This is a genomic window from Aminobacter sp. MDW-2, from assembly GCF_014250155.1.
GTDB lineage: Bacteria > Pseudomonadota > Alphaproteobacteria > Rhizobiales > Rhizobiaceae > Aminobacter > Aminobacter ciceronei.
Map to the genome: position 1 here is coordinate 1,871,631 of NZ_CP060197.1, position 24,430 is coordinate 1,896,060.

Annotated in this window: 21 protein-coding genes, 1 tRNA gene and 1 riboswitch; of the genes, 13 read left to right on the forward strand and 9 right to left on the reverse strand. The window is 64.4% G+C overall.

Going from position 1 to position 24,430, the window contains the following annotated elements; all coding sequences use genetic code 11:
- The 5 genes from H5P29_RS09175 (at window position 1) to fghA (ending at window position 5,634) form a co-directional block, all read left to right on the forward strand.
- Entirely contained in the window at window positions 1-906 is a 906-nt protein-coding gene (locus H5P29_RS09175; RefSeq protein ID WP_067957489.1) for an aromatic ring-hydroxylating dioxygenase subunit alpha, read from the forward strand.
- 41 nt (window positions 907-947) lie between these two features.
- Window positions 948-2,714 carry a Rieske 2Fe-2S domain-containing protein gene (locus tag H5P29_RS09180; RefSeq protein ID WP_154385629.1) on the forward strand — a complete coding sequence of 589 codons (1,767 nt, stop codon included), beginning with the start codon at window positions 948-950 and terminating at the stop codon, window positions 2,712-2,714.
- Window positions 2,715-2,723: 9 nt separating this feature from the next.
- Window positions 2,724-3,371 (forward strand): glutathione S-transferase family protein, encoded by a 648-nt coding sequence (locus tag H5P29_RS09185; protein ID WP_067957496.1) that lies wholly within the window; start codon window positions 2,724-2,726, stop codon window positions 3,369-3,371.
- A 67-nt stretch (window positions 3,372-3,438) separates the two neighbouring features.
- Window positions 3,439-4,566, forward strand: coding sequence for an S-(hydroxymethyl)glutathione dehydrogenase/class III alcohol dehydrogenase (locus H5P29_RS09190; protein WP_067957500.1), 1,128 nt, complete (start codon window positions 3,439-3,441; stop codon window positions 4,564-4,566).
- 234 nt (window positions 4,567-4,800) lie between these two features.
- Window positions 4,801-5,634: an S-formylglutathione hydrolase gene (gene fghA, locus H5P29_RS09195; protein ID WP_154385628.1), complete on the forward strand. Its 834-nt coding sequence runs from the start codon at window positions 4,801-4,803 to the stop codon at window positions 5,632-5,634.
- A 16-nt stretch (window positions 5,635-5,650) separates the two neighbouring features.
- Here the strand turns inward: fghA and H5P29_RS09200 are convergent, their stop codons facing one another.
- From H5P29_RS09200 to thiC, 6 genes are read right to left on the reverse strand one after another with little or no spacing between them, the layout of a single operon-like run.
- A complete protein-coding gene (locus H5P29_RS09200; RefSeq protein WP_154385627.1) occupies window positions 5,651-6,424 on the reverse strand; it encodes a hydroxymethylpyrimidine/phosphomethylpyrimidine kinase in 774 nt (257 codons plus the stop codon).
- Window positions 6,394-6,999: a thiamine phosphate synthase gene (locus H5P29_RS09205; protein WP_154385626.1), complete on the reverse strand. Its 606-nt coding sequence runs from the start codon at window positions 6,997-6,999 to the stop codon at window positions 6,394-6,396. Before H5P29_RS09205 ends, H5P29_RS09200 begins: the two co-directional genes overlap by 31 nt.
- The gene (locus H5P29_RS09210; RefSeq protein ID WP_154385625.1) at window positions 6,996-7,769 is read right to left on the reverse strand and encodes a thiazole synthase; all 774 of its coding nucleotides are present in this window, start codon (window positions 7,767-7,769) and stop codon (window positions 6,996-6,998) included. The genes H5P29_RS09205 and H5P29_RS09210 overlap by 4 nt, the downstream gene beginning before the upstream one ends.
- Before the next feature lie 2 nt (window positions 7,770-7,771).
- Window positions 7,772-7,969, reverse strand: coding sequence for a sulfur carrier protein ThiS (gene thiS / locus H5P29_RS09215; protein ID WP_154385624.1), 198 nt, complete (start codon window positions 7,967-7,969; stop codon window positions 7,772-7,774).
- A complete protein-coding gene (gene thiO, locus H5P29_RS09220; RefSeq protein WP_154385623.1) occupies window positions 7,953-8,939 on the reverse strand; it encodes a glycine oxidase ThiO in 987 nt (328 codons plus the stop codon). Before thiO ends, thiS begins: the two co-directional genes overlap by 17 nt.
- Entirely contained in the window at window positions 8,936-10,762 is a 1,827-nt protein-coding gene (thiC, locus tag H5P29_RS09225; RefSeq protein ID WP_154385622.1) for a phosphomethylpyrimidine synthase ThiC, read from the reverse strand. Before thiC ends, thiO begins: the two co-directional genes overlap by 4 nt.
- A 109-nt stretch (window positions 10,763-10,871) precedes the next feature.
- Window positions 10,872-10,988: riboswitch (TPP riboswitch) on the reverse strand.
- 188 nt (window positions 10,989-11,176) lie between these two features.
- Here thiC and H5P29_RS09230 point away from each other — a divergent pair.
- The 5 genes from H5P29_RS09230 (at window position 11,177) to H5P29_RS09250 (ending at window position 17,178) form a co-directional block, all read left to right on the forward strand.
- Window positions 11,177-12,412 carry a 3-methyl-2-oxobutanoate dehydrogenase (2-methylpropanoyl-transferring) subunit alpha gene (locus H5P29_RS09230; RefSeq protein WP_185910316.1) on the forward strand — a complete coding sequence of 412 codons (1,236 nt, stop codon included), beginning with the start codon at window positions 11,177-11,179 and terminating at the stop codon, window positions 12,410-12,412.
- 3 nt (window positions 12,413-12,415) lie between these two features.
- A complete protein-coding gene (locus H5P29_RS09235) occupies window positions 12,416-13,429 on the forward strand; it encodes an alpha-ketoacid dehydrogenase subunit beta (RefSeq protein WP_067957526.1) in 1,014 nt (337 codons plus the stop codon).
- A 2-nt stretch (window positions 13,430-13,431) separates the two neighbouring features.
- Window positions 13,432-14,736, forward strand: a complete 1,305-nt coding sequence (locus H5P29_RS09240) for a dihydrolipoamide acetyltransferase family protein (protein ID WP_154385621.1) — start codon at window positions 13,432-13,434, stop codon at window positions 14,734-14,736.
- A 4-nt stretch (window positions 14,737-14,740) separates the two neighbouring features.
- Window positions 14,741-16,138, forward strand: a complete 1,398-nt coding sequence (gene lpdA / locus H5P29_RS09245) for a dihydrolipoyl dehydrogenase (protein WP_185910317.1) — start codon at window positions 14,741-14,743, stop codon at window positions 16,136-16,138.
- A 290-nt stretch (window positions 16,139-16,428) separates the two neighbouring features.
- Entirely contained in the window at window positions 16,429-17,178 is a 750-nt protein-coding gene (locus H5P29_RS09250; protein WP_154385620.1) for a F0F1 ATP synthase subunit A, read from the forward strand.
- A gap of 74 nt (window positions 17,179-17,252) precedes the next feature.
- Here H5P29_RS09250 and H5P29_RS09255 read toward each other — a convergent pair whose 3' ends face one another.
- Window positions 17,253-18,989 (reverse strand): hypothetical protein, encoded by a 1,737-nt coding sequence (locus H5P29_RS09255; RefSeq protein ID WP_154385619.1) that lies wholly within the window; start codon window positions 18,987-18,989, stop codon window positions 17,253-17,255.
- Between the two features lie 297 nt (window positions 18,990-19,286).
- Here H5P29_RS09255 and H5P29_RS09260 point away from each other — a divergent pair, with 297 nt between their 5' ends.
- Window positions 19,287-20,474, forward strand: coding sequence for an IS481 family transposase (locus H5P29_RS09260; RefSeq protein ID WP_067956582.1), 1,188 nt, complete (start codon window positions 19,287-19,289; stop codon window positions 20,472-20,474).
- 44 nt (window positions 20,475-20,518) lie between these two features.
- Here the strand turns inward: H5P29_RS09260 and H5P29_RS09265 are convergent.
- Both H5P29_RS09265 and H5P29_RS09270 read right to left on the reverse strand, forming a co-directional pair.
- A tRNA-Arg gene (locus H5P29_RS09265) sits at window positions 20,519-20,595 on the reverse strand.
- A gap of 151 nt (window positions 20,596-20,746) precedes the next feature.
- The gene (locus H5P29_RS09270; protein ID WP_154386093.1) at window positions 20,747-21,910 is read right to left on the reverse strand and encodes a M20 aminoacylase family protein; all 1,164 of its coding nucleotides are present in this window, start codon (window positions 21,908-21,910) and stop codon (window positions 20,747-20,749) included.
- A gap of 228 nt (window positions 21,911-22,138) precedes the next feature.
- Between H5P29_RS09270 and H5P29_RS09275 the strand changes: the two genes are divergently transcribed.
- Window positions 22,139-23,287 (forward strand): D-alanyl-D-alanine carboxypeptidase family protein, encoded by a 1,149-nt coding sequence (locus H5P29_RS09275; protein ID WP_154386094.1) that lies wholly within the window; start codon window positions 22,139-22,141, stop codon window positions 23,285-23,287.
- Complete coding sequence (locus tag H5P29_RS09280) at window positions 23,284-24,417, forward strand: GTP-binding protein (protein WP_246787033.1); 1,134 nt, start codon at window positions 23,284-23,286, stop codon at window positions 24,415-24,417. Before H5P29_RS09275 ends, H5P29_RS09280 begins: the two co-directional genes overlap by 4 nt.
- The last annotated feature ends 13 nt before the right edge of the window (window positions 24,418-24,430 follow it).

Sequence of the window (24,430 nt, forward strand, 5' to 3'; positions counted from 1 at the left end):
ATGACCAAGACGCGATGCACGGATCAGGTGATCCTCGACCTCTGGCACCCGCTGGCCGCCCTGTCGGAAGTGGCAGCTGGTGTCGTCGTCGACACGGTGCTGCTCGAGGAGCGTCTCAGCTTTGCCATTGACGGTGAGGGAAATGCGGCTGTCTGGCGCGATCGCGCCGATCTCGCCGAGGGCAGCCCTGTCGATATTGCCGTCATTTCCGGCAAGCTGCCGCTGAAGCTCGCCTATGGCTACATCTGGACCTCGCTCGGCAACCCGCCGGCCGACTTGTTCCCGATTCCGGAGTTTGACGAGGTCGATCGCCGCAAGCTCAACGCCGCCACTTTTGGCGTCAATGTCTCGGCGCCGCGGGCGATCGAGAACTTTCTCGATATGGGCCACTTCCCCTATGTCCACACCGATATCCTCGGCGCCGAACCGCACACGGAAGTGAAGGAATACGATGTCGAGATTTCCGTCGATCGCGACGAAATCCTGGCGACACGCTGCCGCTTCTTCCAGCCGATGGCATCGACGGCCTCGGACGGCGGCGCCGACGTCGACTACATCTACCGCGTGCCGCATCCCTATTGCTCGGTGCTCTACAAGTCGAGCCCGCTCGACGAGAGCCGCCTCGATGTCATTGCCGTCTTCCTGCAGCCTATCGACCAGGAGCATGTCCGCGCCCACATGCTGCTGTGCGTGCTGGACGAAGACAATGAGGACAAGGTCATCAAGCGCTTCCAGCAGACCATCTTCGGGCAGGACAAGCCGATCCTGGAAAACCAGTTCCCGAAGCGCCTGCCGCTCGATCCGCGCGCCGAAACACCAATCCGTGCCGACAAGTCGGCGATCGCCTACCGCCGGTGGCTGAGCCAGAAGGGCGTGACCTACGGGGTCATCCCGGCCGCCACCTGAGCGCCTGAGGGCGCCAACGAAAAGATCTTAGCGAGGACCATATGCTCGACCTAGCCAAATCCAGATGGCATCCCATCGCCGCGGCGCACGACCTTCCGTTGCGTCATGTTTTTCACGGCCAGCTGCTCGGCCGCGAGTTCGCCGTCTGGCGTGCCGATGATGGATACGTCAACATCTGGGAAAACCGCTGCCTGCATCGCGGCGTCCGCCTGTCGATCGGCATCAATGATGGCCGCGAGCTGAAGTGCCAGTACCATGGTTGGCGCTACTCGAACCGCACGGCCGGCTGCACCTACATCCCTGCGCACCCGGCCGACGCACCGGCTCGCACCATCACCAACCGCACCTTTGCCGCCATCGAGCGTTACGGTCTCGTCTGGTCGGCGGAAGAACCGCAGGGCGAAGTGCCGGAGGTGGCAGGGCTCGCCGAGGGTCGGCTGCTGGCGCTGCGCGGCATCCCGGTCAATGCGCCGGCCGACGTGGTCGCCGCCAGGCTGAAGGGCTACCGCTTCCAGCCGAGCGGCAGGATCGACGACTCCGCCGCCAAGGTCGCGGTCGAAGCTGCAAGCACCTTTTCGGTGGTGCTGCGTTCGAGCGAGGCTGATGCCACCACGCTGGCCGTGTTTTTCGTCCAGCCGGTCGATTCCAATCGCTCGGTGATCCGTGGCGTGCTCGACGGGCAGGTCGAAGGCGCTGCGCGCCTTGCCGTGCTGCGCCATCACAATGAGCTGCTCTCCAGGCTGCGTCTGGCGGTCGAGGCCGAGGCGGCGCGCGAGCCGGCACCGGCGCCGCTGGAGCCGGTGATCGAGCGTGTCTCGCCCGAACTCGCCGAGATGCCCGAGGAGAGCAAACACGGCCGCAAGGCAACGATCCGTGTCGAGGTCGCCAGGAAGTGGCCGGCCGCCGATGGTATCGCCGGCTTCGAGCTTCGCCCGATCAAGGGCCTGCTGCCGACCTTCCAGCCCGGCGCCCATATCGACGTGCACCTGCCCAATGGGCTGATCCGGCAATATTCGATCACCAACGGCCCGGGCGAAAGCGACAGCTACGTCATCGGCGTCAAGCTGGAGCGCGATTCCAAGGGCGGGTCGACCTGCCTGCACGAGACAGTGCGCGAAGGCGACGTGCTGGCGATTTCCGAGCCGCGCAACAATTTCCCGCTGCGCCGCGACGCGGTGAAGACCATCTTCATCGCCGGCGGTATCGGCATCACGCCGTTGCTCGCCATGGCCCAGGCGCTCAACAACCAGAACCTGGTGCATGAGCTGCACTACTTTGCCCAGAACGAAGCGCAGCTTGCCTTCCCGGAGAAGACCAGCACGCTCGGCGCCTCGCTCAAGCCGCATCTCGGCCTTTCGCCAGACCAGACCGGCGCCAAGCTGCGCGAGATCCTCAGCGGCTACGGTCCCGACAAGCATGTCTATCTCTGCGGTCCCGGCCCGATGCTGGAGGCGGCGCGTCATATCGCGGCTGAGATGGGCTGGCCCGAAACGGCGGTGCATTTCGAATACTTCAAGAACACCAATGTCATCGACGACAGCACCAGTTTCGAGGTGGCGCTGGCGCGCTCCTGCATGACGCTGACGGTGCCCGCCGGCAAGACGATCCTCGAGGTGATGCGCGACGCCGGCATCGACATGCCGTCTTCCTGCGAGCAGGGCGCCTGCGGCACCTGCCTTGCCACCGTCATCGAAGGCGAGCCCGACCACCAGGACGTCTATCTCAACGATGCCGAGCGCAAGTCCGGCACCAAGATCATGACCTGCGTGTCGCGTGCCAAGTCGGCGCGGCTTGTGCTCGACCTCTAGGAGTTTTTGATGATCACGCTCTACGACTACGAACTGTCGGGCAACTGCTACAAGCTGCGCCTTTTGATGAGCATGCTCGGCGTCGACTGGAAGACGGTGCCGGTCGATTTCTACCCCGGGCGCGAGCACAAGTCGGACTGGTTCCTCAGGATCAATCCGCTCGGCCAGCTGCCTGTCATCGACGACGACGGGCTTATCCTGCGCGACGCCCAGGCGATCCTCGTCTACCTCGCCTCGAAATATGACGCGGCAGGAACCTGGTACCCGCGCGACAATCCCGCCCTGCTCGGCGAGGTCAGCCAGTGGCTGGCCTTTGCCGACGGCATCACCGCCACCGCATCCGCCGCCCGCCTGCACGACGCTCTGTTCTACGACTTCGACGTCGAGGCGGCCCGCACTGGCGCGCACCGGCTGTTCCGCATTCTCGATGAGCATCTGTGGTTCGGCGAGCAGGAGGGGCGCGACTGGATCTGCTCGGCGTCACACCCGACGATCGCCGACATCGCCTGCTTCCCCTACATCATGCTGTCGGAAGAGGGCGGCATTTCAAGACAGGACTATCCGGCGATCCGCCGCTGGTGCGATCGGGTCAAACGCATCAAGGGCTTCACGGTCATGTCCGGCGTGTTCCCCGCAGGGCCTGCCAAGGCGGCCTGAAGTCAGAAGACAACATTCAAGCCGGTGACATGCACGGCTGACAATCCAGATTGGGAGTGAGAAGAAAATGAAAACCCGCGCCGCCGTCGCCGTTGGAGCCGGAAAGCCGCTCGAGATCATGGAGGTGGACCTCGAGGGGCCGCGCGAGGGCGAGGTGCTGGTCGAGATCAAGGCGACTGGCATCTGCCACACCGACGAGTTCACGCTGTCGGGCGCCGATCCCGAAGGCATCTTCCCGGCCATTCTCGGCCATGAGGGTGCCGGCGTCGTCGTCGATGTCGGCAAGGGTGTCACCTCGCTGAAGAAGGGCGACCACGTCATTCCGCTCTACACGCCGGAATGCCGCTCCTGTCCGTCCTGCCTCAGCCGCAAGACCAACCTCTGCACCGCGATCCGCTCGACGCAAGGCCAGGGGCTGATGCCTGACGGCACCTCGCGCTTCTCGATCGGCAAGGACAAGATCTTCCATTATATGGGCTGCTCGACCTTCTCGAACTTCACCGTGCTGCCCGAGATCGCACTCGCCAAGGTCAATCCGGACGCCCCCTTCGACAAGATCTGCTACATCGGCTGCGGGGTGACGACAGGCATCGGCGCTGTCATCAACACGGCACGCGTCGAGATCGGCTCGACGGCCATCGTCTTCGGCCTCGGCGGCATCGGCCTCAACGTGCTGCAGGGCCTGCGCCTGGCCGGTGCCGACATGATCATCGGCGTCGACATCAACAATGAGCGCAAGGCCTGGGGCGAGAAGTTCGGCATGACGCATTTCGTCAATCCGAAGGAGGTCGAGGGCGACATCGTTCCTTATCTGGTCAACATGACCAAGCGTGGTGCCGATCAGATCGGCGGCGCCGACTACACCTTCGACTGCACCGGCAACGTCAAGGTGATGCGCCAGGCACTCGAAGCCAGCCATCGCGGCTGGGGCGAGTCGATCGTCATCGGTGTCGCCGGCGCCGGCCAGGAGATTGCGACGCGTCCGTTCCAGCTGGTCACGGGCCGGACCTGGAAAGGCACCGCCTTTGGCGGCGCACGCGGCCGCACCGACGTGCCGAAGATCGTCGACTGGTACATGGAGGGCAAGATCCAGATCGACCCGATGATCACCCATACGCTGAAGCTCGAAGACATCAACAAGGGTTTCGACCTGATGCATGCAGGCGAAAGCATCCGCAGCGTGGTCGTCTACTAACTCCCAAAGCCGGCCAGGCCCCCATGGCCGGCTCCCCCAAACGCCACGGCTTTTTCGCCGGCCCTCAAGCCTCCCAGCTTGGCCCGCGTGTTCCCGAAGCTGGGCGTCGACCGGCGGCGTGTCCGAGGTTTCCACAACCCCTCGGCCGCGCCGCCGGCATCTCTTTGAACGGTTGCAGGTCGCCGCCCCCGAGGTTATGCCGGGGCAGCAATTCTTGACGAGAAGGCAGAGCAGATGAAGACCGTTTCCACGTCGAAGTCGCATGGCGGCATCCAGGGCGTCTATTCCCACGCCTCCGAGGCCTGCGCCTGCGACATGACCTTTGCCGTCTTCGTACCGCCGCAAGCCAAGAACGGACCCGTGCCGGTGCTGTGGTATCTCTCGGGCCTGACCTGCACCCACGCCAATGTCATGGACAAGGGCGAATACCGCCGCCTGGCCGCTGAGCTCGGCCTGATCATCGTCTGCCCCGACACCAGTCCGCGCGGCGAAGGCGTGGCCGACGAAAAGGACAACTGGCAGTTCGGTTCGGGCGCCGGCTTCTATGTCGATGCGACGCAGCAGCCCTTTGCCGCGAACTACCGGATGTATTCCTATATCACCGAGGAACTGCCGGCGCTGATCGCCGCAAACTTCCCCGCCGATATGTCGCGCCAGGCGATCTTTGGCCACTCGATGGGCGGGCACGGCGCGCTGACCATCGCACTCAAGAACCCGGAGCGCTTCAAGAGCTGCTCGGCCTTCGCACCCATCGCCCAGCCGTCGACCGCCGGCTGGTCGAAGCCGGCGCTGGAGAAGTATCTCGGTGCTGATGAAGCTGCATGGCGCGCCTATGACACGACGCTTCTGATCGAGGACGGCAAGCGGTTTCCGGAGTTCCTTGTCGACCAGGGCTCGGCTGACAGTTTCCTGCAGGAGGGCCTGCGCCCCTGGCTGCTCGACGAGGCCTGCAAGAAGGCAGGCATCGGGCTCACCCTGCGCATGCAGGATGGCTACGACCATTCCTACAACTTCATCTCGACCTTCATGGACGACCATTTGAGGTGGCACGCCGCCCGTCTGGGCTGAACGCCGAAAGTCGCTCTCACGGCCTGGCCGCCAGCAGCTTGGCGAGGACATGGCGCTTCGCCTTGCCGATGCTGATCTCCAGCGTTTCATATTGTGCCAGATGCGCCGCGATTGCGCTTGCAAGCATGCAGCCGGTGCCGCGCATGGAAACCGCGATGCGCGACGCCTCGAAGCGGATCGGCTCACGGTCGGGCAAGAGCAGCATGTCGGTGGCGCTCGCTCCCGTGGCATGCCCGCCCTTGACGAGAATGGCGGGCGCTCGGGTCTCGAAAAGCTTTGCTGCCTGGCTGACGATGTCGCCTTCGCCGGAGGCCAGCGGCAGGCCGGTCAGCAACGCCAGTTCCGGCAGGTTGGGTGTGACCAACGTGCAGAGCGGAAACAGATTGCGCTTGAGCGCGTCGACGGCGCCGCCGTCGAGCAGTTGACGTCCCGAGGTCGAAGCAAGCACCGGATCGAGCACGACAGGCACCGGCAGGCTGCTCGCCAGCACCGAGGCGACGGTGTCGATCGTCGCGGCCGTTCCCAGCATGCCGATCTTGACCGCAGCAATCGGATTGGCGGCAATGGCCGCGCGCATCTGCTCGGCAATCAGCTGAGGCGGCATCCGTTCGATGCGCTCGACGCGGGCATGTGTCTGCACCGTCACCGCGGTGACGGCGACGCTGCAACGCAAACCGAAGGCCGATACCGTCTCGACGTCGCGGACGATGCCGGCGCCGCCGCTCGAATCCGAGCCGGCGATGATCAGCACATGCGGGGTCATCGCCACTGAGCCGTCGCTGCCAGCCATTCGCGCGTCCTCGCTTCGGGATCAGCGTTGAGCGTGATGTCGGTGACGACGGCAGCTACGTCGGCGCCTTGCGCGAAGACGCCTGCTATGCGGTCGACATTGAGTCCGCCGATGGCGACCAGCGGTGTCGCGCCCACGCGCCGTTTCCAGAGGGCGATGCGGTCGAGCCCTTGCGGCGCCCATTTCATCGCCTTGAGGATGGTCGGATAGACGGGACCAAGCGCGACATAATCGGGCGCGGCGGCAAGTGCTGTGTCGAGTTCGGCGTCGTCATGGGTGCTGAGGCCGAGCTTCATGCCGGCGTGGCGGATCGCCTTCACATCGGCCTCGGCCAGATCCTCCTGGCCGAGATGGACGAAGTCGCAGCCCGCGTCGATGGCGAGGCGCCAGTAATCGTTGACGATGAGCTGGCAGGCATGGCGCGCGCAGATGGTTTTCGCGGCACCGATTTCGCGGCGCAGGCCGGCCTCAACCATGTCCTTGATGCGCAGCTGCACCAGCTTGACGCCCAACGGCACCAGGCGCTCGATCCAGGCGGCGGAATCGACAATCAGGTAGAACGGGTCGAGCTTCATGAAAATGCTGCCATGCCGATGACGGGGGTGGAGGGGACGGCCATGTCGCGCGGTTCAAGCGGGCCGGCGCGGAAGGCTTGGCGACCTGCTGCAACCGCCTTGCCGAAGGCCGAAGCCATGGCGACGGGGTCGCCCGCCTTGGCAACCGCCGTGTTGAGCAGCACGGCGTCGTAGCCGAGCTCCATGACGGTGGCGGCATGCGATGGCCGGCCGATGCCGGCGTCGACGATCAGCGGCACCTCGGGGAAATGGCCGCGCAGGCTGCGCAAGGCATCGAGGTTCTGCGGCCCGCGGGCGGAGCCGATCGGCGCGCACCACGGCATCAGCACCTTGCAGCCGGCATCGAGCAGCCGCCCGGCGACGACCAGGTCGTCTGTCGTGTAGGGGAAGACCTCGAAACCTTCGGCAACGAGAATCCCCGCGGCTTCGACGAGGCCGAACACGTCGGGCTGCAGCGTGTCGTGATTGCCGATGACCTCGAGCTTGATCCAGGGGGTGGCAAAGACCTCGCGCGCCATTTTCGCCGTCGTCACCGCTTCCTTGACCGAGTGGCAGCCGGCGGTGTTGGGCAAGACGCGCACCCCGAGCGACTGGATCAGCGACCAGAATTTTCCGCCTGTCTTGCCGCCGGAAGTCTCGCGGCGCAGCGAGACAGTGACGATTGCGGCGCCCGATGCCGTGATCGCCTCGGCCATGATGGCGGGCGAGGGGTAAAGTGCGGTGCCGAGCAGCAGCCGGGAGGAAACCTGGTGTCCGTAGAGTTCGAGCATGCTCAGCCTCCCTTCATCGGTGCGAGGATTTCGATGCGGTCGCCATCGGCGAGCGCGCAGCCGTCGCGTTCCCTGGCCGGCACGACCTCGCCATTGAGTGCGGTGGCGAGCCAGCCGCCGTCATAGTCGAGCTCGGCAAGCAGGGCGGCGAGCGTGGTGGCCGTCACCTCGTGCTGACAGCCGTTAATGGTGAGCTTCATGGGCGCGCTCCTTCTCCGTCTCTGTGCCCAGGATCATGGCGGCCGCCTTGTGCGCCATGGCGGGCGCGAGCAGGAAGCCGTGGCGGTAAAGGCCGTTGATGCGGATGGTGTTTCCGTCGCGTTCGACGCGCGGCAAATTGTCTGCAAAGGCCGGGCGGATGCCGGTGCCGGTCTCGACAAGCTCGGCCTCGCCGAAGGCCGGATGCAGCGCATAAGCGGCGTTGAGCAGCTCCAGCACCGAACGCGCGGTGATCGGCCCGGCGGCATCGCTTTCGATCATCGTTGCGCCGACCATGAACAGATTGCCCGAGCGCGGCACGACATAGACAGGGATGCGCGGATGCAGCAGCCGCACCGGCCGCGCCAGCGCCACCTCCGACGTCTTGAGGATCAGCATCTCGCCGCGCACGCCGCGCAGGCCTGTCAGCCTGCCTGTGATGCCGGTGCAGTCGGCCTCGACATCGGCCGACCGACTGTGCACCGCGCCGTAGCCGAACTCGAAACGCACGCCCATCTCGACAAGCTTTTGCTGCAGCTCAAGCAGCGCCCGGCGCGGGTCGAGATGCGCTTCCTCTGCGAAAAACAGCGCGCGGGTGAAGCTGCCTTCGAGGTCGGGTTCAAGCGCTGCGATCGCCTCGGCGTCGATGGCGCGGTATCCAGAGGTGCGGCGGCCGAAGCGGTCGAGTTCACCCGCGTCCCGGGCCGGAGCCACGACCAGCGTACCGTTGCGCATGACATGCCCGGGCAGGGCGGCGGACCACCAGTCGGCGGCACCGCGTCCGAGCGAAAGCACCGTCTCTTCGGCACTCTCGCGTTCGCACCAGGGCGCCAGCATGCCGCCGGCCTGCCATGAGGCATTGCCGGCGATCTGCCTTCTGATGTCGACCACGGTCACGCTTGCGCCGCGCGTGGCCAGCTCATGCGCGAGCGTCAACCCGGCGACGCCCGCGCCACGGATCAGCACCTTCATGGCTGGCCTGCCGTCTCCGCGGGTTCGGCGCTTTCCACCGGCATGTAGAGGTCGCCGCCGTCGCGGTACTTCGCCGCCATCGCTGCCAGCCCTTCCTTCTGCGCCTCGGCGCGGATGTCGTGGGAGATCCGCATCGAGCAGAATTTCGGGCCGCACATGGAGCAGAAATGCGCCACCTTGTGTGCTTCCTTGGGCAAGGTCTGGTCGTGGTAGGAACGCGCCGTCTCCGGGTCGAGCGACAGGTTGAACTGGTCCTCCCAGCGGAACTCGAAGCGTGCCCGCGACAGCGCGTCGTCCCTGACCTTGGCGGCCGGATGACCTTTGGCGAGGTCGGCGGCGTGTGCTGCGATCTTGTAGGTGATAACGCCCACCTTGACGTCGTCGCGGTCGGGCAGGCCAAGATGCTCCTTGGGCGTGACGTAGCAGAGCATGGCCGTGCCGAACCAGCCGATCATTGCAGCGCCGATGCCAGAGGTGATGTGGTCGTAGCCGGGCGCGATGTCGGTGGTCAAAGGCCCAAGCGTGTAGAAGGGCGCTTCGCCGCAGACCTCGAGCTGCTTGTCCATGTTTTCCTTGATCTTGTGCATCGGCACGTGGCCGGGGCCCTCGATCATCACCTGGCAGTCCTTGGCCCAGGCGATCTTGGTAAGTTCGCCCAGCGTCTCCAGTTCGGCGAACTGGGCGGCATCGTTGGCGTCTGCAATCGAACCTGGGCGCAGGCCGTCGCCGAGCGAAAAGGCGACGTCATAGGTTCGGCAGATGTCGCAGATCTCCTCGAAATGCTCGTAGAGGAAGCTCTCCTTGTGGTGATGCAGGCACCATTTGGCCATGATCGAGCCGCCGCGCGAGACGATGCCGGTGACGCGGTCAACTGTCAGGTGGATGTAGGCGAGCCGCACGCCGGCATGGATGGTGAAATAGTCGACGCCCTGCTCGGCCTGCTCGATGAGCGTGTCGCGGAACACCTCCCAGGTCAGGTCCTCGGCGATGCCTCCGACCTTCTCCAGCGCCTGGTAGAGCGGCACCGTGCCGATCGGCACCGGCGCGTTGCGGATGATCCAGTCACGGATGTTGTGGATGTTGCGACCGGTCGACAAGTCCATCACCGTGTCGCCGCCCCAGCGCGTCGCCCACACCATCTTCTCGACCTCCTCGGCCATCGACGAGGTGACGGCGGAATTGCCGATATTGGCGTTGATCTTGACCAGGAAATTGCGGCCGATGATCATCGGCTCGCTCTCGGGGTGGTTGATGTTGGAGGGGATGATGGCGCGGCCGCGAGCGACCTCGTCGCGGACGAATTCCGGGGTGACGAAATCGGGAATGACGGCGCCGAAGCTCTCGCCGTCGCGTTGAAGCTTGGCCCGGATCTGCTCGCGGCCGAGGTTCTCGCGGATGGCGACGAATTCCATTTCGGGCGTGACGATGCCGGCGCGGGCATAAGCAAGCTGGGTGACGGCGCGGCCGCCGGTGGCACGCAGCGGGGCGTTGCGAACCGGGAATTCCGGCGTCAGCCTTTCGCCGGAGACGAAGCCATTGTCCTCAGCCTTGACCGCGCGGCCTGCATAACGCTCGACGTCGCCGCGGGCGATGATCCAGTCTTCGCGCAGCCGCGGCAGGCCGCGCTCGATGTCTGTTGTCACCGACGTGTCGGTGTAGGGGCCTGACGAATCATAGACGGTGACCGGCGGCTCGCCGGCGCTCGGATGAAGCGAGATCTCGCGCATCGGCACACGGATGTCGGGATGTAGCTTGCCTGGCTTGTAGACCTTCCGCGACGCGGGAAGTTCGCCAACGGTGACTGATGGGGTGTGGGCATTCATGAGTGAGCCTCCTGGTTGGAGACCCAGTCCATGCGATGAGAAGGAGGAGAGGTTTTGCCTGGGGACTTCGGGCAAGAATGAGCCCGAATGCCTGAGCCGGATATCCGGCCTGCTGCGCCTCGCACCGTCCCTACGCCAGTATGAACTGGATCAGGTTCAACGGGTCACTGCGCTGCGCGAGCCAGCAGAATCTCAGCCCCTTGTCGGGACCCCCCTGGTGAACCCTAAGCATGGAGGCGGAACCGGCGTCGTGTCAACGGCCTTTCGCCGAGGCCGAGAGAATGCCAAAGTCGGGAGCATCGAGACCCATTGCGGTTTCGAAGACGATCGGATAATAGGTCAGCGTTACTGACATAAATTGTCTGCCGCGCAGGGAGGACCAATTGGCCTGCGCACGCGACAGGAGGAGCATCCGTGACGGACAATCCCGCGCCGCTGAAGTTCCATGTGCCCGAGCCGGAAGTGCGCCCGGGCGGCACCCCCGACTTCTCCAATGTGCCGATCCCCAAGGCGGGTTCGGTCGACAGGCCGCCGGTCGACGTCGATCCCAGGACGATCCGCGACCTGGCTTATTCGATCATCCGCGTGCTCAATCGCGAAGGCGATGCCGTAGGTCCATGGGCCGGTACGCTGACCGACGAGGAGCAGATCGAAGGGCTGCGCCACATGATGACGCTGCGCTCCTTCGACGCGCGCATGCAGATGGCGCAGCGCCAGGGCAAGACCTCTTTCTACATGCAGCATATGGGCGAGGAGGCGGTTAGCTGCGCCTTCCGCAAGGCGCTCGTTCAGGGCGACATGAACTTCCCGACCTATCGCCAGGCCGGCCTGCTGATCGCCGGCGGCTATCCGATGGTCGACATGATGAACCAGATCTATTCCAACGAGATGGATCCGCTGAAGGGCCGCCAGCTGCCGATCATGTATTCGGCCAAGGATCACGGTTTCTTCTCGATTTCCGGCAACCTGACCACCCAGTATATCCAGGCGGTTGGCTGGGCGATGGCATCCGCCATCAAGGGGGACACCAAGATCGCTGTCGGCTGGGTCGGTGACGGCGCCACCGCCGAGAGCGACTTCCACGCCGCACTTGTCTTCGCCTCGACCTACAAGGCGCCCGTCGTCCTCAACATCGTCAACAACCAGTGGGCGATCTCGACCTTCCAGGGCATCGCCCGCGGCGGCTCCGGCACGTTTGCGGCGCGTGGGCTTGGGTTTGGCATCGCGGCCTTGCGTGTCGACGGCAACGACTATCTCGCTGTCCATGCGGTGGCGAAATGGGCGACGGAGCGGGCCAGGCTCAATCTCGGGCCGACGCTGGTCGAATATGTCACCTACCGTGTCGGCGCACATTCCACGTCAGATGATCCATCCGCTTACCGGCCCAAGACAGAGTCCGATGCCTGGCCGCTGGGTGACCCGGTGATCCGGCTGAAGAACCACCTGATCAAGCGTGGCCTATGGTCGGACGAGCGCCACAAGCAGACCGAGGCGGAAATCCTCGAGGCGGTGATCACGGCGCAGAAGGAAGCCGAGAGCCACGGCACGCTGCATGCCGGCGGCAAGCCGTCGACGCGTGACATGTTCGAGGGCGTCTATGCCGAGATGCCGCCGCATCTCCGTCGCCAGCGCCAGAAGGCGGGAGTGTAGCCGATGCCGCGCATGACAATGATCGAGGCCATCCGCAGCGCCATGGATGTCGCCATGGGCCGCGATGACAACGTCGTCGTTTTCGGCGAGGACGTCGGCTATTTCGGTGGCGTCTTCCGCTGCACCCAGGGTCTTCAGCAGAAATACGGTCGGGAGCGCTGTTTCGACGCGCCGATCAGCGAACTTGGCATCGTCGGCGCCGCCGTCGGCATGGCTGCCTATGGCCTCAAGCCATGTATCGAAATCCAGTTCGCCGACTACGTCTATCCAGCATATGACCAGATCGTTTCGGAAGCGGCACGGTTGCGATACCGCTCCAATGGCGAGTTCACCTGTCCGATCGTCATCCGCATGCCCACTGGCGGCGGCATCTTCGGCGGCCAGACCCACAGCCAGAGCCCTGAAGCGCTGTTCACCCATGTTTCCGGCCTCAAGGTGGTCGTGCCGTCCAATCCGCTCGACGCCAAGGGCCTGCTGATCGCCTCGATCGAAGACCCGGATCCGGTGATCTTTCTGGAGCCGAAACGATTGTACAACGGCCCCTTCGATGGCCATCACGACCGTCCCGTCACGGCATGGTCGAAGCATGAGTTGGGCGAGGTGCCTGATGGACACTACACCACCCCGCTCGGCAAGGCAGAGATCCGCCGGCCGGGTTCCGCCGTCACCGTTCTCGCTTATGGCACCATGGTCTATGTCGCCCAGGCGGCGGCCGAGGAGACAGGTATCGATGCCGAGGTCATCGACCTCCGGACGCTTTTGCCGCTCGATCTCGAGACCATCGTCGCCTCGGTCAAGAAAACCCGCCGCTGCGTGGTGGTGCATGAGGCGACGCTAACCTCCGGCTTCGGCGCCGAGCTCGTGTCGCTGGTACAGGAAAACTGCTTCTACCATCTCGAAGCACCCGTCGCCCGCGTTACCGGTTGGGACACGCCCTATCCGCATGCCCAGGAATGGGACTACTTCCCCGGCCCCAAGCGTGTCGGCGAAGCTTTGATCGAAACGATGGAGGCCTGAGCATGGGCGAACATGTCATCAAGCTTCCCGATGTTGGCGAAGGCGTGGCCGAGGCTGAGCTTGTCGAATGGCACGTCAAGATCGGCGACCTCGTGCGCGAGGACGCGGTGCTTGCCGCCGTCATGACCGATAAGGCGACGGTCGAGATCCCGTCGCCGGTCGACGGCGAAATTGTCTGGCTCGGCGCCGAGATCGGCGACACGGTTCCGGTCGGCTCGCCGATTGTCAGGATAAAGGTCGCCGGCGATGCGCCGTCGACCGCAGAGCCGGCCGCCGAATCCAAGCCGGAGGCCAAGGCGCCAGAAGCTGCCAAAGCCTCTGCTGAGCCGGCTAAGAAAGAAGAAGAAAAAACGCCAGCCACCCCGAAGCCTACCGCTACCACGGCAGCGCTCAAGCCTGTGCCACGTGCGACAACGGTCGGCCTGCCGCGTCCCGAAGGCGAGCGTCCGCTCGCCTCTCCTGCCGTCAGGCTACGCGCCAGGGAGGCAGGCATCGACCTGCGCCAGGTGCCGGGTACCGGTCCCGCCGGTCGCGTCACCCACGAGGATCTCGATGCGTTCGCCGCCCGTGGTGCTGCCGTCGTCGTCGCGGGCCTCCAGGAAAAGACCGGCGTCGAGGAGGTCAAGGTCATCGGCCTGCGCCGGCGCATCGCCGAGAAGATGGCGCTGGCCAAGTCGCGCATCCCGCACATCACCTATGTCGAGGAGGTCGACGTCACGGCACTCGAGGAGCTGCGCGCCAAGCTCAACGCTTCGAAGAAGCCCGAGCGCGCCAAGCTGACCATCCTGCCGTTCCTGATGCGGGCGCTGGTCAAGGCCGTCGGCGAGCAGCCGCAGCTCAACGCCGTTTATGACGACGACGCCGGCATCATCCATCGCCATGCCGGCGTGCATATCGGCATGGCCGCCCAGACGCCGGGCGGGCTGATGGTGCCTGTGGTCAAGCACGCCGAGGCGCGCGACCTCTGGGATTGTGCCGCCGAGGTCAACCGTCTTGCCGAGGCCGCCAAGGCTGGCACGGCAACGCGCGAGGAGCTGACCGGCTCGACCATCACCATCACCTCGCTCGGTGCGATGGGCGGCGTCGCCACCACGCCCGTTATCAACTACCCGGAAGTGGCGGTCGTCGGCGTCAACAAGATCATGATCCGGCCGATGTGGGACGGCACCCAGTTCGTGCCGCGCAAGATGATGAACCTGTCCTCCAGCTTCGACCATCGCGTCATCGACGGCTGGGACGCAGCGGTCTTCGTCCAGCGCATCAAGGCGCTGCTCGAAGCGCCGGCAATGATCTTCGTGGAGGGCTGAGGCTGTGAAGGAAATCTCCTGCAAGCTTCTGATCATCGGTGCCGGACCCGGCGGCTATATCTGCGCCATCCGCGCTGGCCAGCTCGGCATCGACACCGTCATCGTCGAAGCGGTCAAGCCCGGTGGCACCTGCCTCAATGTCGGCTGCATCCCCTCCAAGGCGATGATCCATGCCGCCGACGAATATCTGAAGGTCTCGGAGATGGCGGCGGGCACAAGCCCGCTCGGCATCTCCCTGTCGGCGCCGGCACTCGATCTCGCCAGGACGGTTGCCTGGAAAGACCGCATCGTCGGCCGCCTGACCACAGGCGTTGCCGGCCTGCTCAAGAAGGCCCGGGTCAAGTCGGTGCAGGGCTGGGCGCGCTTCCGCGACGGCAAGACCGTCGAGGTCGACACCGAAACCGGCCTGCAGGTGATCCGCGCCGAAACCATCGTCATCGCCACCGGCTCGGTGCCTGTCGAATTGCCGTTCCTGCCCTTCGGCGGTGCGGTGATCTCGTCGACCGGGGCGCTGGCACTCAAGCAGGTGCCGCAAGCGCTCGCCGTCGTCGGCGGCGGTTACATCGGCCTTGAGCTTGGCACAGCCTTTGCCAAGCTCGGCGCCAAGGTGACGGTCGTCGAAGCCTTGCCGCGCATCCTGCCGCAATATGATGCCGAGCTGACCCGGCCCGTCGCCAAAAGGCTCGAAGCGCTCGGCGTCAAGGTGCTGACCGGTGCCAAGGCCAAGGGGCTTTCCGCCAAGGGCGATGCGCTTCTGGTCGAAGCCGCCGACGGCAGCGAGCAGAAGATTGCGGCCGACAAGGTGCTGGTGACTGTCGGGCGCAAGCCGCTGGTCGAAGGCTGGGGCCTCGAAGAGATCGACCTCGACCGCGACGGCCGTTTCATCCGCATCGACGAGCAGTGCCGCACCTCGATGCGCGGCATCTATGCCATCGGCGACGTCACCGGCGAGCCGATGCTGGCGCACCGCGCCATGGCCCAGGGCGAAATGGTCGCCGAGATCGTCGCCGGCCACAAGCGCAGCTGGGACAAGCGTTCGATCCCCGCCGTCTGCTTCACCGATCCGGAGGTCGTCACCGCGGGCCTTTCACCCGACGAGGCCAAGGCGCTCGGCATCGAGATCAAGTCGTCGTCATTCCCGTTCTCGGCCAATGGCCGGGCGATGACCTTGCTCGGCGAAGACGGGTTCGTGCGCATCGTTGCGCGTGCCGACAACCATCTGGTGCTCGGCATCCAGGCCGTCGGCACCGGTGTCTCGGAGCTGTCCTCGGCCTTCAGCCTGGCGATCGAGATGGGGGCCAGGCTGGAAGATATCGCCGGCACCATCCATGCCCACCCGACCCAGGGCGAAGCCTTCCTCGAGGCAGCACTACGCACGCTCGGCCACGCGCTGCACATCTGATGCCCTATCCCGATTTGGACGCGGCCTTGCGCCGCGTCCCCTCCAGCCTTGCCCAATCAGCTGAGCTGGGCTAACAAGCCCACGCACTGGACGACCAGTGCCTAGTACGTTCGGGGACGGCCCCATCCAAGAGATGGCGCCGCAGACTTGTCACCTGAACTGATTCACCCCTTGAAACCGCGAAAATGTGCAGCCTCCGCGCGGCGGACTGCCCTGTGCGCTCGACCCTGTCAGGCTTCCGGATCGGGTTCCGGGGCGCGCTTTCGCATTGACCAGACCGGAGAGGCGCCATGGCCGGACCGATAGAGCAATTTGAAATCAAGCCGATCGTCACCCTGTTCGAGTTTGCCGGCCAGGAGATCGCCTTCACCAACTCCGCCGCCTACATGGTCGGCGTCGCCGTATTCGGCGGGCTGTTCCTACTTTTGTCGACAAGTGCGCGTGCGCTTGTGCCGACCCGACTGCAGTCGATCACCGAGCTGATCTACGAGTTCGTGTCGAAAACACTGCGCGAAAATGCCGGCGAGGGCGGCATGACATTTTTCCCGCTGGTGTTTTCGCTGTTCGTCTTCATCCTGATCGCCAACCTCGCCGGCATGTTTCCTTATGCCTTCACGGTGACCAGCCACATCATCGTCACCTTCTCCTTCGCCATGATCGTGTTCGGCACCGTCACGCTCTACGGCATCTGGAAGAACGGGCTCGGCTTCTTCCGGCTGTTTTTGCCATCCGGCGTGCCGCTGGCCTTGGCGCCGATCATCGTGCCGATCGAGATCGTCTCCTACATCTCGCGGCCGATCAGCCATTCGGTGCGCCTGTTTGCCGTCATGCTGGCCGGCCACATCACGCTCAAGGTCTTTGCCGGTTTTGTCGCAAGCCTCGGCAGCATGGGCACGTTCGGCATCTTCGCCGCCGTGCTGCCGCTTGCCATGACGGTCGCGCTGACCGCGCTCGAACTTCTGATGGCGGTGATCCAGGCCTACATCTTCACCATGCTGACCTGCATGTATCTCAACGACGCGCTGCACCCCGGGCACTGAACGGGCGAGCTTTTGCGACAAAACAAAAACCCCGGCGCCAAGCCGGGGTTTGAACGTCGAAGCGATGGGCCGGCTCACTCGCGCGGCGGCCAGACCTTGTCGCTCATGCCCAGCTTGGGCTCGCCGAGCAGCGGCGTCTTCAGCGCATGCACGCCATTGACCGAAAACAGCCAGATGATGTTGCGGTCATATTCGGTGAACACCGCAAAGCTGGCATTGTCGAAGGTGTAGTCGGGCATCTCCGATGTCGTGGGGAAACGCGGCACGAAATAGCCTGATATCTTCGGCTGTGCCGGGTCCTTGACGTCGAAGATCTGCAGCCCGGCATTGTAGAAGGCATAAGGCACGACGCCGTCGCGGCCATGGCCTGGCTGGTGGGTGGTGCCGGAGCGCTTGGGCCCGAAGCTGCCCTTGCGCTGGCAATAGTCGGTGAATTTCGCTTCCTGCGGCGGCGTCGGGCGCGGCAAGGTCGCCACCACCTTGGGTGCCGCCACATCCTTGGCGTCGATCACCAGCACGTCCTTGTAGGGCTCGTAGCAGTTCGAGTTCATCGGATAGCCATTGGCAAGGACATAGCCGGTGCGGGCATATTGGCTGGTGTCGACATTGTCGAACTCGGTGCCGGCAAAGCTCGGTGCTGTCGCGACATGGCCCTTCATTTCCGGCCTGTCGGGATTGGTCAGGTCGAAGGTGTAGAGCCCGAGCCCACCCATCGCGCCGAAGGCGATCTTGCCGCCCTTTTCAACCGGGGTCGGCAGGAAGGGCGGCATGCGCGAACCCATCCATGACGTGCGGTTGCCGGCGCGCGGGTTCATCAAATAGGCGTCCTCGCTTGCCTTGTCGCCGACCACCTGGCCGGGCACCGTCACCTGGCTGACAAAGACCGGATTGGCCGGGTCCGACATATCCCAGACCTGATAGCCCGGCGAGTGCAGGTAATCGGGGTATTCGGTCAGCGCGTAGCTGTCGTCAGGTGCAGCCGACAGATACATGAATTTGCCGCCGAACCAGGCCGGCGCATCCAGTGAGCCCGAACCCTCCTGCTGGCCGATGGGCGCATCAGGGTTCTTCCTGTCGGTGGTGCGTGTGGCGATCAGCTTCCAGTCGTCGGGCGTCGGCCCGTTCATCTCATAGACCTTGAAGCCCTTGAGCGAATTGTAGTTGCGCAAGCTCGCGACGATGTCGGGCTGGGTGCGCTTGTTGTCGAGGATGCCGAAGCGGCCGATCTCGTAGGAAGCGACGACGACGTTCTTCTTGAGCTTCGCGCTCCAGGCGATGGTGATGCCGCCGAAATAGTCCTGGACCGTCTTGGCGTCCCAGTCCTCGCTCGAACCTTCCGGCCCCCACACGCCGCCCCTGGAATAGACGATCTTGGCCTTGGCCGGGTCGGTGATGTCGAGCACCCGCATGTAGTCGCGGTCGTGCACATACATGTAGCGCTTGCCGTCGAAGTCGGCGACGTCGGGCCAGGCATGCCAGGGCGAGCTTATATGCGGATAAAACGCGATCTCCTCGACATTGTGGCTGTAGCTCTTGTCGTCCCAGGCCTCCAGCTGGCCGGGAAAGGCCGGGCTGTCGCCCAAGGGCGTGGCGCGCGGCGCGCGGAAGGTGCCGTCCTCCGCCATGCCATAATCCTTGCCCGGCTCCAGCGCCGGCGGCGCCTTGTCGTAGGTCAACGCGTTCCACTGCTTGAGGTAGGGGTCGGTGATGTTGATCTCCGTCGGCACCTTGCTGCCCCAGTCGGTGGCCCGAGCCACGCTGGCGGTCAACGCCAGCACCGAACAGCCGATCGCGATAATCCTTGATGTCATGACGTCCCTCCCGACGGTTGGCCGCCAGCCCGCGTTCCTCGCTTGGGGCCTGTGGCGGAGTGGTCAGTTGAGGAAAGTTCGGTCAGTCAGAAAAGTGAATTTTCAGCACACAGCTATGAGCAGTTGGCATAGATGAGTATTGAGGTGAATGAATTTGGATACACAGATCGCCGAGGGCATGCAAAATGCGATTGCGCCGCATTCAAACACATCTGCGAGAGTGAGCGACCCGAGACATAGGTGACGTTTCGTACCGGACACATGGGTAACACTTTTGGCTTTTGGCCGGAGGTGTTGATGCCGTGGAAGGAGAGTTCGGTGATGGAGGAACGTCTTCGTTTTGTTGCGCGGCTTCTGGATGGCGAGGGCATGAGTGATGTGTGCCGAGAGTTCGGGATTTCCCGCAAGACCGGCTACAAGATCCTCAACCGCTACAAGGACGACGGCCTGGAGGCGCTGACCGACCGGTCACGGCGGCCGGTCCGCTATGCCAACCAACTGCCCTGTCAGATCGAGCAGGCGATTGTGAAGGCCAAGAAGGACAAGCCGCACTGGGGCGCCAGGAAGATCCGTGAGCTTCTGGTGCGCAAGCTGGCCGGCGACGTTCGGCTGCCGTCGACGAGCACGGTCCATGCCGTGCTCGACCGCCACGGCCTTGTCACGCGCGCCCGTCAGAGGCGGCGCTGCAAGGCCGAGGGCACGCCGCTGTCGGCGGCATGCTGCCCCAACGATCTGTGGTGTGTCGATTTCAAGGGCGAGTTCAGGCTCGGCAATCGCCAGTACTGTTACCCTTTGACGGTGACTGACCAGGCCTCGCGCATGATCCTTCTGTGCGAAGCCCTCGAATCAACGCGGGAGGTGCCCGTCGTCGAAGCCTTCGTGAGGTTGTTCAAGCAGCGCGGTCTGCCGGCGGCGATCAGAAGCGACAACGGGCTGCCCTTCGCCTCTCCCAACGGGCTCTACAATCTGTCCAGGCTCTCGGTCTTCTGGCTGCGGCTGGGCATCGACATCGAGCGCATCAAACCCGGCAACCCGCAGCAGAACGGCAGGCATGAGCGTATGCACCGGACCCTCAAGCAGGAGACGACCCGGCCGCCGGGCATGAACATTCTACAGCAGCAGGCCAGGTTCGATGCATTCGTCAGCGAATTCAATGCCGAACGACCGCACCAAGCGATCGGCATGAAGGTGCCGGACGAACTCTATAAGCCCTCTTCAAGAGCCTATGAGGGGCTGCCAGACCTGCATTACCCCTTCCATGACCGCGACATCCTCGTCACCGCCTGTGGCCGCATCTGCATGCACCGCAAGAAGATCAATATCTCGACCGTGCTCGCCGGCCAGAGGCTCGGAATCACTGAAGTCGACGACGCCATTTGGCTCGTCTCCTTCATGCACTATGATCTTGGCTATATCGACCTCGAACAGAGGACCCTGCAGACCATCGACAACCCGTTCGGCACGAGGTTGTCACCCATGTCTTAGGTACAAACTGTTACCTATGTCTTCGGGCTGTACAGAGAATGGAGTGGTGATCCCGACAGGAATCGAACCTGTGACCTACAGATTAGGAATCTGCCGCTCTATCCTACTGAGCTACGGGACCACTCGGCTGCACACATAGCGGCTTAGAACGGATTCGCCAACGGTTTTTGGTGGGCTTTGCCTGAAACGTTTCGGCCGCTGCCGGCCCTGCCAAATGCTGCTTCCGCGTCCAGGGCCGGTTGGCGGCCATGGACGCGTTGGGGCGGCGAAGGTCAGGCCGCGAGCGCGGTTTCGGCGAGGCGGACCCAGTAGCTGACGCCGTGCGGGATGGCTTCGTCGTTGAAGTCGTAGGCGGGGTGGTGGAGGTTGGCGGTGTCGCCATTGCCGATGAAAATGAAGGCGCCGGGGCGGGCTTCGAGCATGTAGGAAAAGTCCTCGCCGCCCATCAGCGGCTGGATCGCCCGGTGCACCTGCGGCTCGCCGGCGACGGAGGCAGCGACATCGCCTGCGAACACTGTCTCGTTCTCGTGGTTGAAGGTGACGGGGTAGTTGGCGTCGTAGTCGAGCTCGATCGCCGTGCCGGTGGCTTCCGCCACGCCGCGACAGATGGCGCCCATGCGCTCCTCGGCGAGCTTGGCGATTTCCTTCTTCAGCGTGCGCACGGTGCCGGCAATGACAGCCTGCTCGGGAATGATGTTATAGGCGGTGCCGGCGAGGAACTTGGTCACCGAAACGACGATCGCCTCGGCCGGATCGGTGTTGCGCGAGGCAATTGCCTGAAGTGCGGTCACCAGCTGGCTGCCGGCGACGATCGGGTCGATGGCGCGGTGCGGCATGGCGGCATGGCCGCCCTTGCCCTTGACGGTGATGGTGAACTCGGCGGTCGCCGCCATGATCGCGCCCGGGCGGATGGCAAACTGGCCAACCGGCAGGCTCGGCATGTTGTGCATGCCGAACACCTTCTGGATGCCGAAGCGCTCCATCATGCCGTCCTTGACCATCTCGTTGCCGCCGCCGCCGCCTTCTTCGGCCGGCTGGAAGATGACGGCCACCTGGCCGGCGAAATTGCGCGTCTCGGCGAGATATTTGGCGGCACCCAGAAGCATCGCCGTGTGGCCGTCATGGCCGCAGGCATGCATCTTGCCAGCTACTGTCGAAGCATAAGGCTTGCCGGTGATCTCCTCGATCGGCAGCGCGTCCATGTCGGCGCGCAGGCCGACGACGCCGCCGGCGCCCAAGCTGCCCTTGATGATGCCGACGACGCCGGTCTTGCCGAGGCCGGTGACGATCTCGTCGCAGCCGAATTCCTCAAGCTTGGCTTTGACGAAGGCGGCGGTCTCGAAGACGTCGAAATTGAGTTCCGGCTTCTGGTGCAGGTGACGGCGCCAGCCGGCGATCTCGTCCTGCATTTCGGCGGCTCGGTTCAGGATCGGCATGTTGGTCTCGACTTCCTGTGTGTTGGACCGTCTGTTTGTTGAGCCAGGGGTCCGGATTCGCAATTGTGATCGCCCAAGCTCTGCCATCTTGGCGTCACATAGGTTATTTAGCAGCGGCGGCGACGCCGTGGCCATGGGTCTTTCGTACCGGCCAGCGCGTTGCCATCCCGGTTTACGGAAATCTTATGGACGGCCGGCTATGATCGGCAAGAGGCGATTTCGGATTTGATGATGAAGATTAGGTTCGTCAGAAGCATGCTCCTCGGCCTAGCGGTCGCAACCGTGCTGGGCGCTGTCCCCGCGTCGGCCAATCCGGCGATGCTTTTCGACGTCAATTCGGGCGCCGTCATCGAGCACCAGGAAGCGTTCAAGCGCTGGCATCCGGCCTCGCTGACCAAGCTGATGACCGCCTATACCGCCTTTCGCGCCGTTCAGGCCGGCGAGCTGGCGCTCAATTCGCCGATCAAGATCTCCAAGAAGGCGGCGGCCTTCCCGCCAGCCAAGATGGGCTACAAGCCGGGTTCCGTGCTGACGCTCGACAACGCGCTGAAGATCATCATGGTCAAGTCGGCCAACGACGTGGCGGCGGCGATCGGCGAAAATGTCGGCGGCACGGCAGAGGCGTTCGCGGCACGGATGAACGCCGAGGCTCGGCGCCTCGGCATGGCGGGCAGCCACTGGGTCAATGCCAACGGCCTCCACGATCCCGAGCAGTATACGACGGCGCGCGACCTTGCGATCCTGGTCAGGGCGATCCGCCTCGAATATCCTGAATATGCCGCCTATTTCGACATCGAAGGCATCATTGCGGGCAAGGCCAAACTCAAGAATTTCAACCCGCTGGTCGGCCGCTTCCCCGGCACCGACGGCATGAAAACAGGCTTCGTCTGCGAATCCGGCTTCAACCTGATCGCCACCGCCACCCGCGACGGCAGGACACTTGCGGCGATCGTGCTCGGCGCGGACTCACCAGACAATCGCGCCGAAGAGGCGGCGAAGATGCTGCAGACCGGTTTTGTCCGCAACGGCGCGTCGGTCAGCGTTACAGGGCTTGCGCCCTATGGCGACAACCGCGACGTCGCGACGAGCATGCGCGAGGAAGTCTGCTCGGCCAAGGCCAAGCATGCGGCTTCCGATGGGCCGGCGCCGACCGAGGCAGGGGCTGCGCCCGACAAGGTCTCGATCATTCCTGAAATGACACGCCAGCGTAACTGGGTCACCGTCAGCCTCGGCGGCGCCACCGGGCCGATGCCCAAGGCGCTTGGCGGCCGCGACATCGTCATCGAGACGGGCGTGCCGTTGCCGACCTGGCGTCCCGACAGGCCGGCACCCGCAGGTGCTGCACCAGTTGCTGGCAAGGTTCAGGCGCGCTCGTGAATTCGCAGGCAATTTTCCCGATCCCGGTATCGGTGCTGACCGGCTTTCTCGGCGCCGGCAAGACGACGCTGCTCAACCGGCTGCTCAAGGATCCCGAGCTCACCGACACGGCCGTCATCATCAATGAGTTCGGCGATGTCGCCATCGACCACCTGCTGGTCGAAAAGGCCTCCGACGGTGTCATCGAGCTGTCCGACGGCTGCCTCTGCTGCACCGTGCGCGGCGAGCTCGTCGACACGCTGGCCGATCTCGTCGACCGCCTGCAGACCGGCCGAATCGAGCGGCTGGCGCGGGTTGTGATCGAGACCACCGGCCTTGCCGATCCGGTGCCGGTGCTGCAGTCGATCATGGGGCATCCTGCACTCATCCACGCCTTCCGGCTCGACGGCGTCATCACCCTTGTCGATGCGGTCAATGGTGCATCGACGCTCGACGCCCATGTCGAGGCGGTCAAGCAGGTGGCGGTGGCCGACCGCATCGTGCTGACCAAGGCCGATCTCGTCGACGATGCCGAATGGCTCGATGCGCTCAGGGCGCGGCTTGCCCGCATCAATCCGGGCGCCGAAATCCGCGACGTCGAAGGTGCAGCGGTGGCAAAGCTGTTGCAGTGCGGGTTCTACGACCCGGCGACCAAGACCGCGGACGTGCGCCGCTGGCTGGGCGAGGCGCAAGCGCACGATCTTCATCACCATCACGGTGACCACGGTCACCATCATCACCACGGTGACCATCATCATGATCACGACCATGGCCATCATCACGACAGCCGGGTCGGCTCGTTCTCGCTGACGCACGCCGGCGCGCTGCCTTTCTCGACGGTCGAGATGTTCCTCGACCTGTTGCTGTCGACGCAAGGCGACAAGCTGTTGCGGATCAAGGGCATCGTCGAACTGCTGGAAGACCGGGAGCGGCCGTTGGTCATCCATGGCGTGCAGAAACTGCTGCATCCGCCGGCACGCTTGCCGTCATGGCCGGATGCGGTTCGCGGCACAAGGCTGGTGCTGATCGGCATCGACCTGCCGCGCGACTATGTCGAACGCCTGTTTGCCGCCTTCGTCAACAAACCTGCCATCGACACGCCGGACCGCGAAGCGATGGAGAACAACCCGCTGGCGATCGCCGGGCGGTAGGGTCCTGTCGCTG

Bases quoted from the DNA above. Each gene is read 5' to 3' on its own strand.
- H5P29_RS09175 (WP_067957489.1), top strand. From the start codon at position 1: ATGACCAAGACGCGATGCACGGATCAGGTGATCCTCGACCTCTGGCAC.
- H5P29_RS09180 (WP_154385629.1), top strand. From the start codon at position 948: ATGCTCGACCTAGCCAAATCCAGATGGCATCCCATCGCCGCGGCGCAC.
- H5P29_RS09185 (WP_067957496.1), top strand. From the start codon at position 2,724: ATGATCACGCTCTACGACTACGAACTGTCGGGCAACTGCTACAAGCTG.
- H5P29_RS09190 (WP_067957500.1), top strand. From the start codon at position 3,439: ATGAAAACCCGCGCCGCCGTCGCCGTTGGAGCCGGAAAGCCGCTCGAG.
- fghA (WP_154385628.1), top strand. From the start codon at position 4,801: ATGAAGACCGTTTCCACGTCGAAGTCGCATGGCGGCATCCAGGGCGTC.
- H5P29_RS09200 (WP_154385627.1), bottom strand. From the start codon at position 6,424: ATGGCTGGCAGCGACGGCTCAGTGGCGATGACCCCGCATGTGCTGATC.
- H5P29_RS09205 (WP_154385626.1), bottom strand. From the start codon at position 6,999: ATGAAGCTCGACCCGTTCTACCTGATTGTCGATTCCGCCGCCTGGATC.
- H5P29_RS09210 (WP_154385625.1), bottom strand. From the start codon at position 7,769: ATGCTCGAACTCTACGGACACCAGGTTTCCTCCCGGCTGCTGCTCGGC.
- thiS (WP_154385624.1), bottom strand. From the start codon at position 7,969: ATGAAGCTCACCATTAACGGCTGTCAGCACGAGGTGACGGCCACCACG.
- thiO (WP_154385623.1), bottom strand. From the start codon at position 8,939: ATGAAGGTGCTGATCCGTGGCGCGGGCGTCGCCGGGTTGACGCTCGCG.
- thiC (WP_154385622.1), bottom strand. From the start codon at position 10,762: ATGAATGCCCACACCCCATCAGTCACCGTTGGCGAACTTCCCGCGTCG.
- H5P29_RS09235 (WP_067957526.1), top strand. From the start codon at position 12,416: ATGCCGCGCATGACAATGATCGAGGCCATCCGCAGCGCCATGGATGTC.
- H5P29_RS09240 (WP_154385621.1), top strand. From the start codon at position 13,432: ATGGGCGAACATGTCATCAAGCTTCCCGATGTTGGCGAAGGCGTGGCC.
- H5P29_RS09250 (WP_154385620.1), top strand. From the start codon at position 16,429: ATGGCCGGACCGATAGAGCAATTTGAAATCAAGCCGATCGTCACCCTG.
- H5P29_RS09255 (WP_154385619.1), bottom strand. From the start codon at position 18,989: ATGACATCAAGGATTATCGCGATCGGCTGTTCGGTGCTGGCGTTGACC.
- H5P29_RS09260 (WP_067956582.1), top strand. From the start codon at position 19,287: ATGCCGTGGAAGGAGAGTTCGGTGATGGAGGAACGTCTTCGTTTTGTT.
- H5P29_RS09270 (WP_154386093.1), bottom strand. From the start codon at position 21,910: ATGCCGATCCTGAACCGAGCCGCCGAAATGCAGGACGAGATCGCCGGC.
- H5P29_RS09275 (WP_154386094.1), top strand. From the start codon at position 22,139: ATGATGAAGATTAGGTTCGTCAGAAGCATGCTCCTCGGCCTAGCGGTC.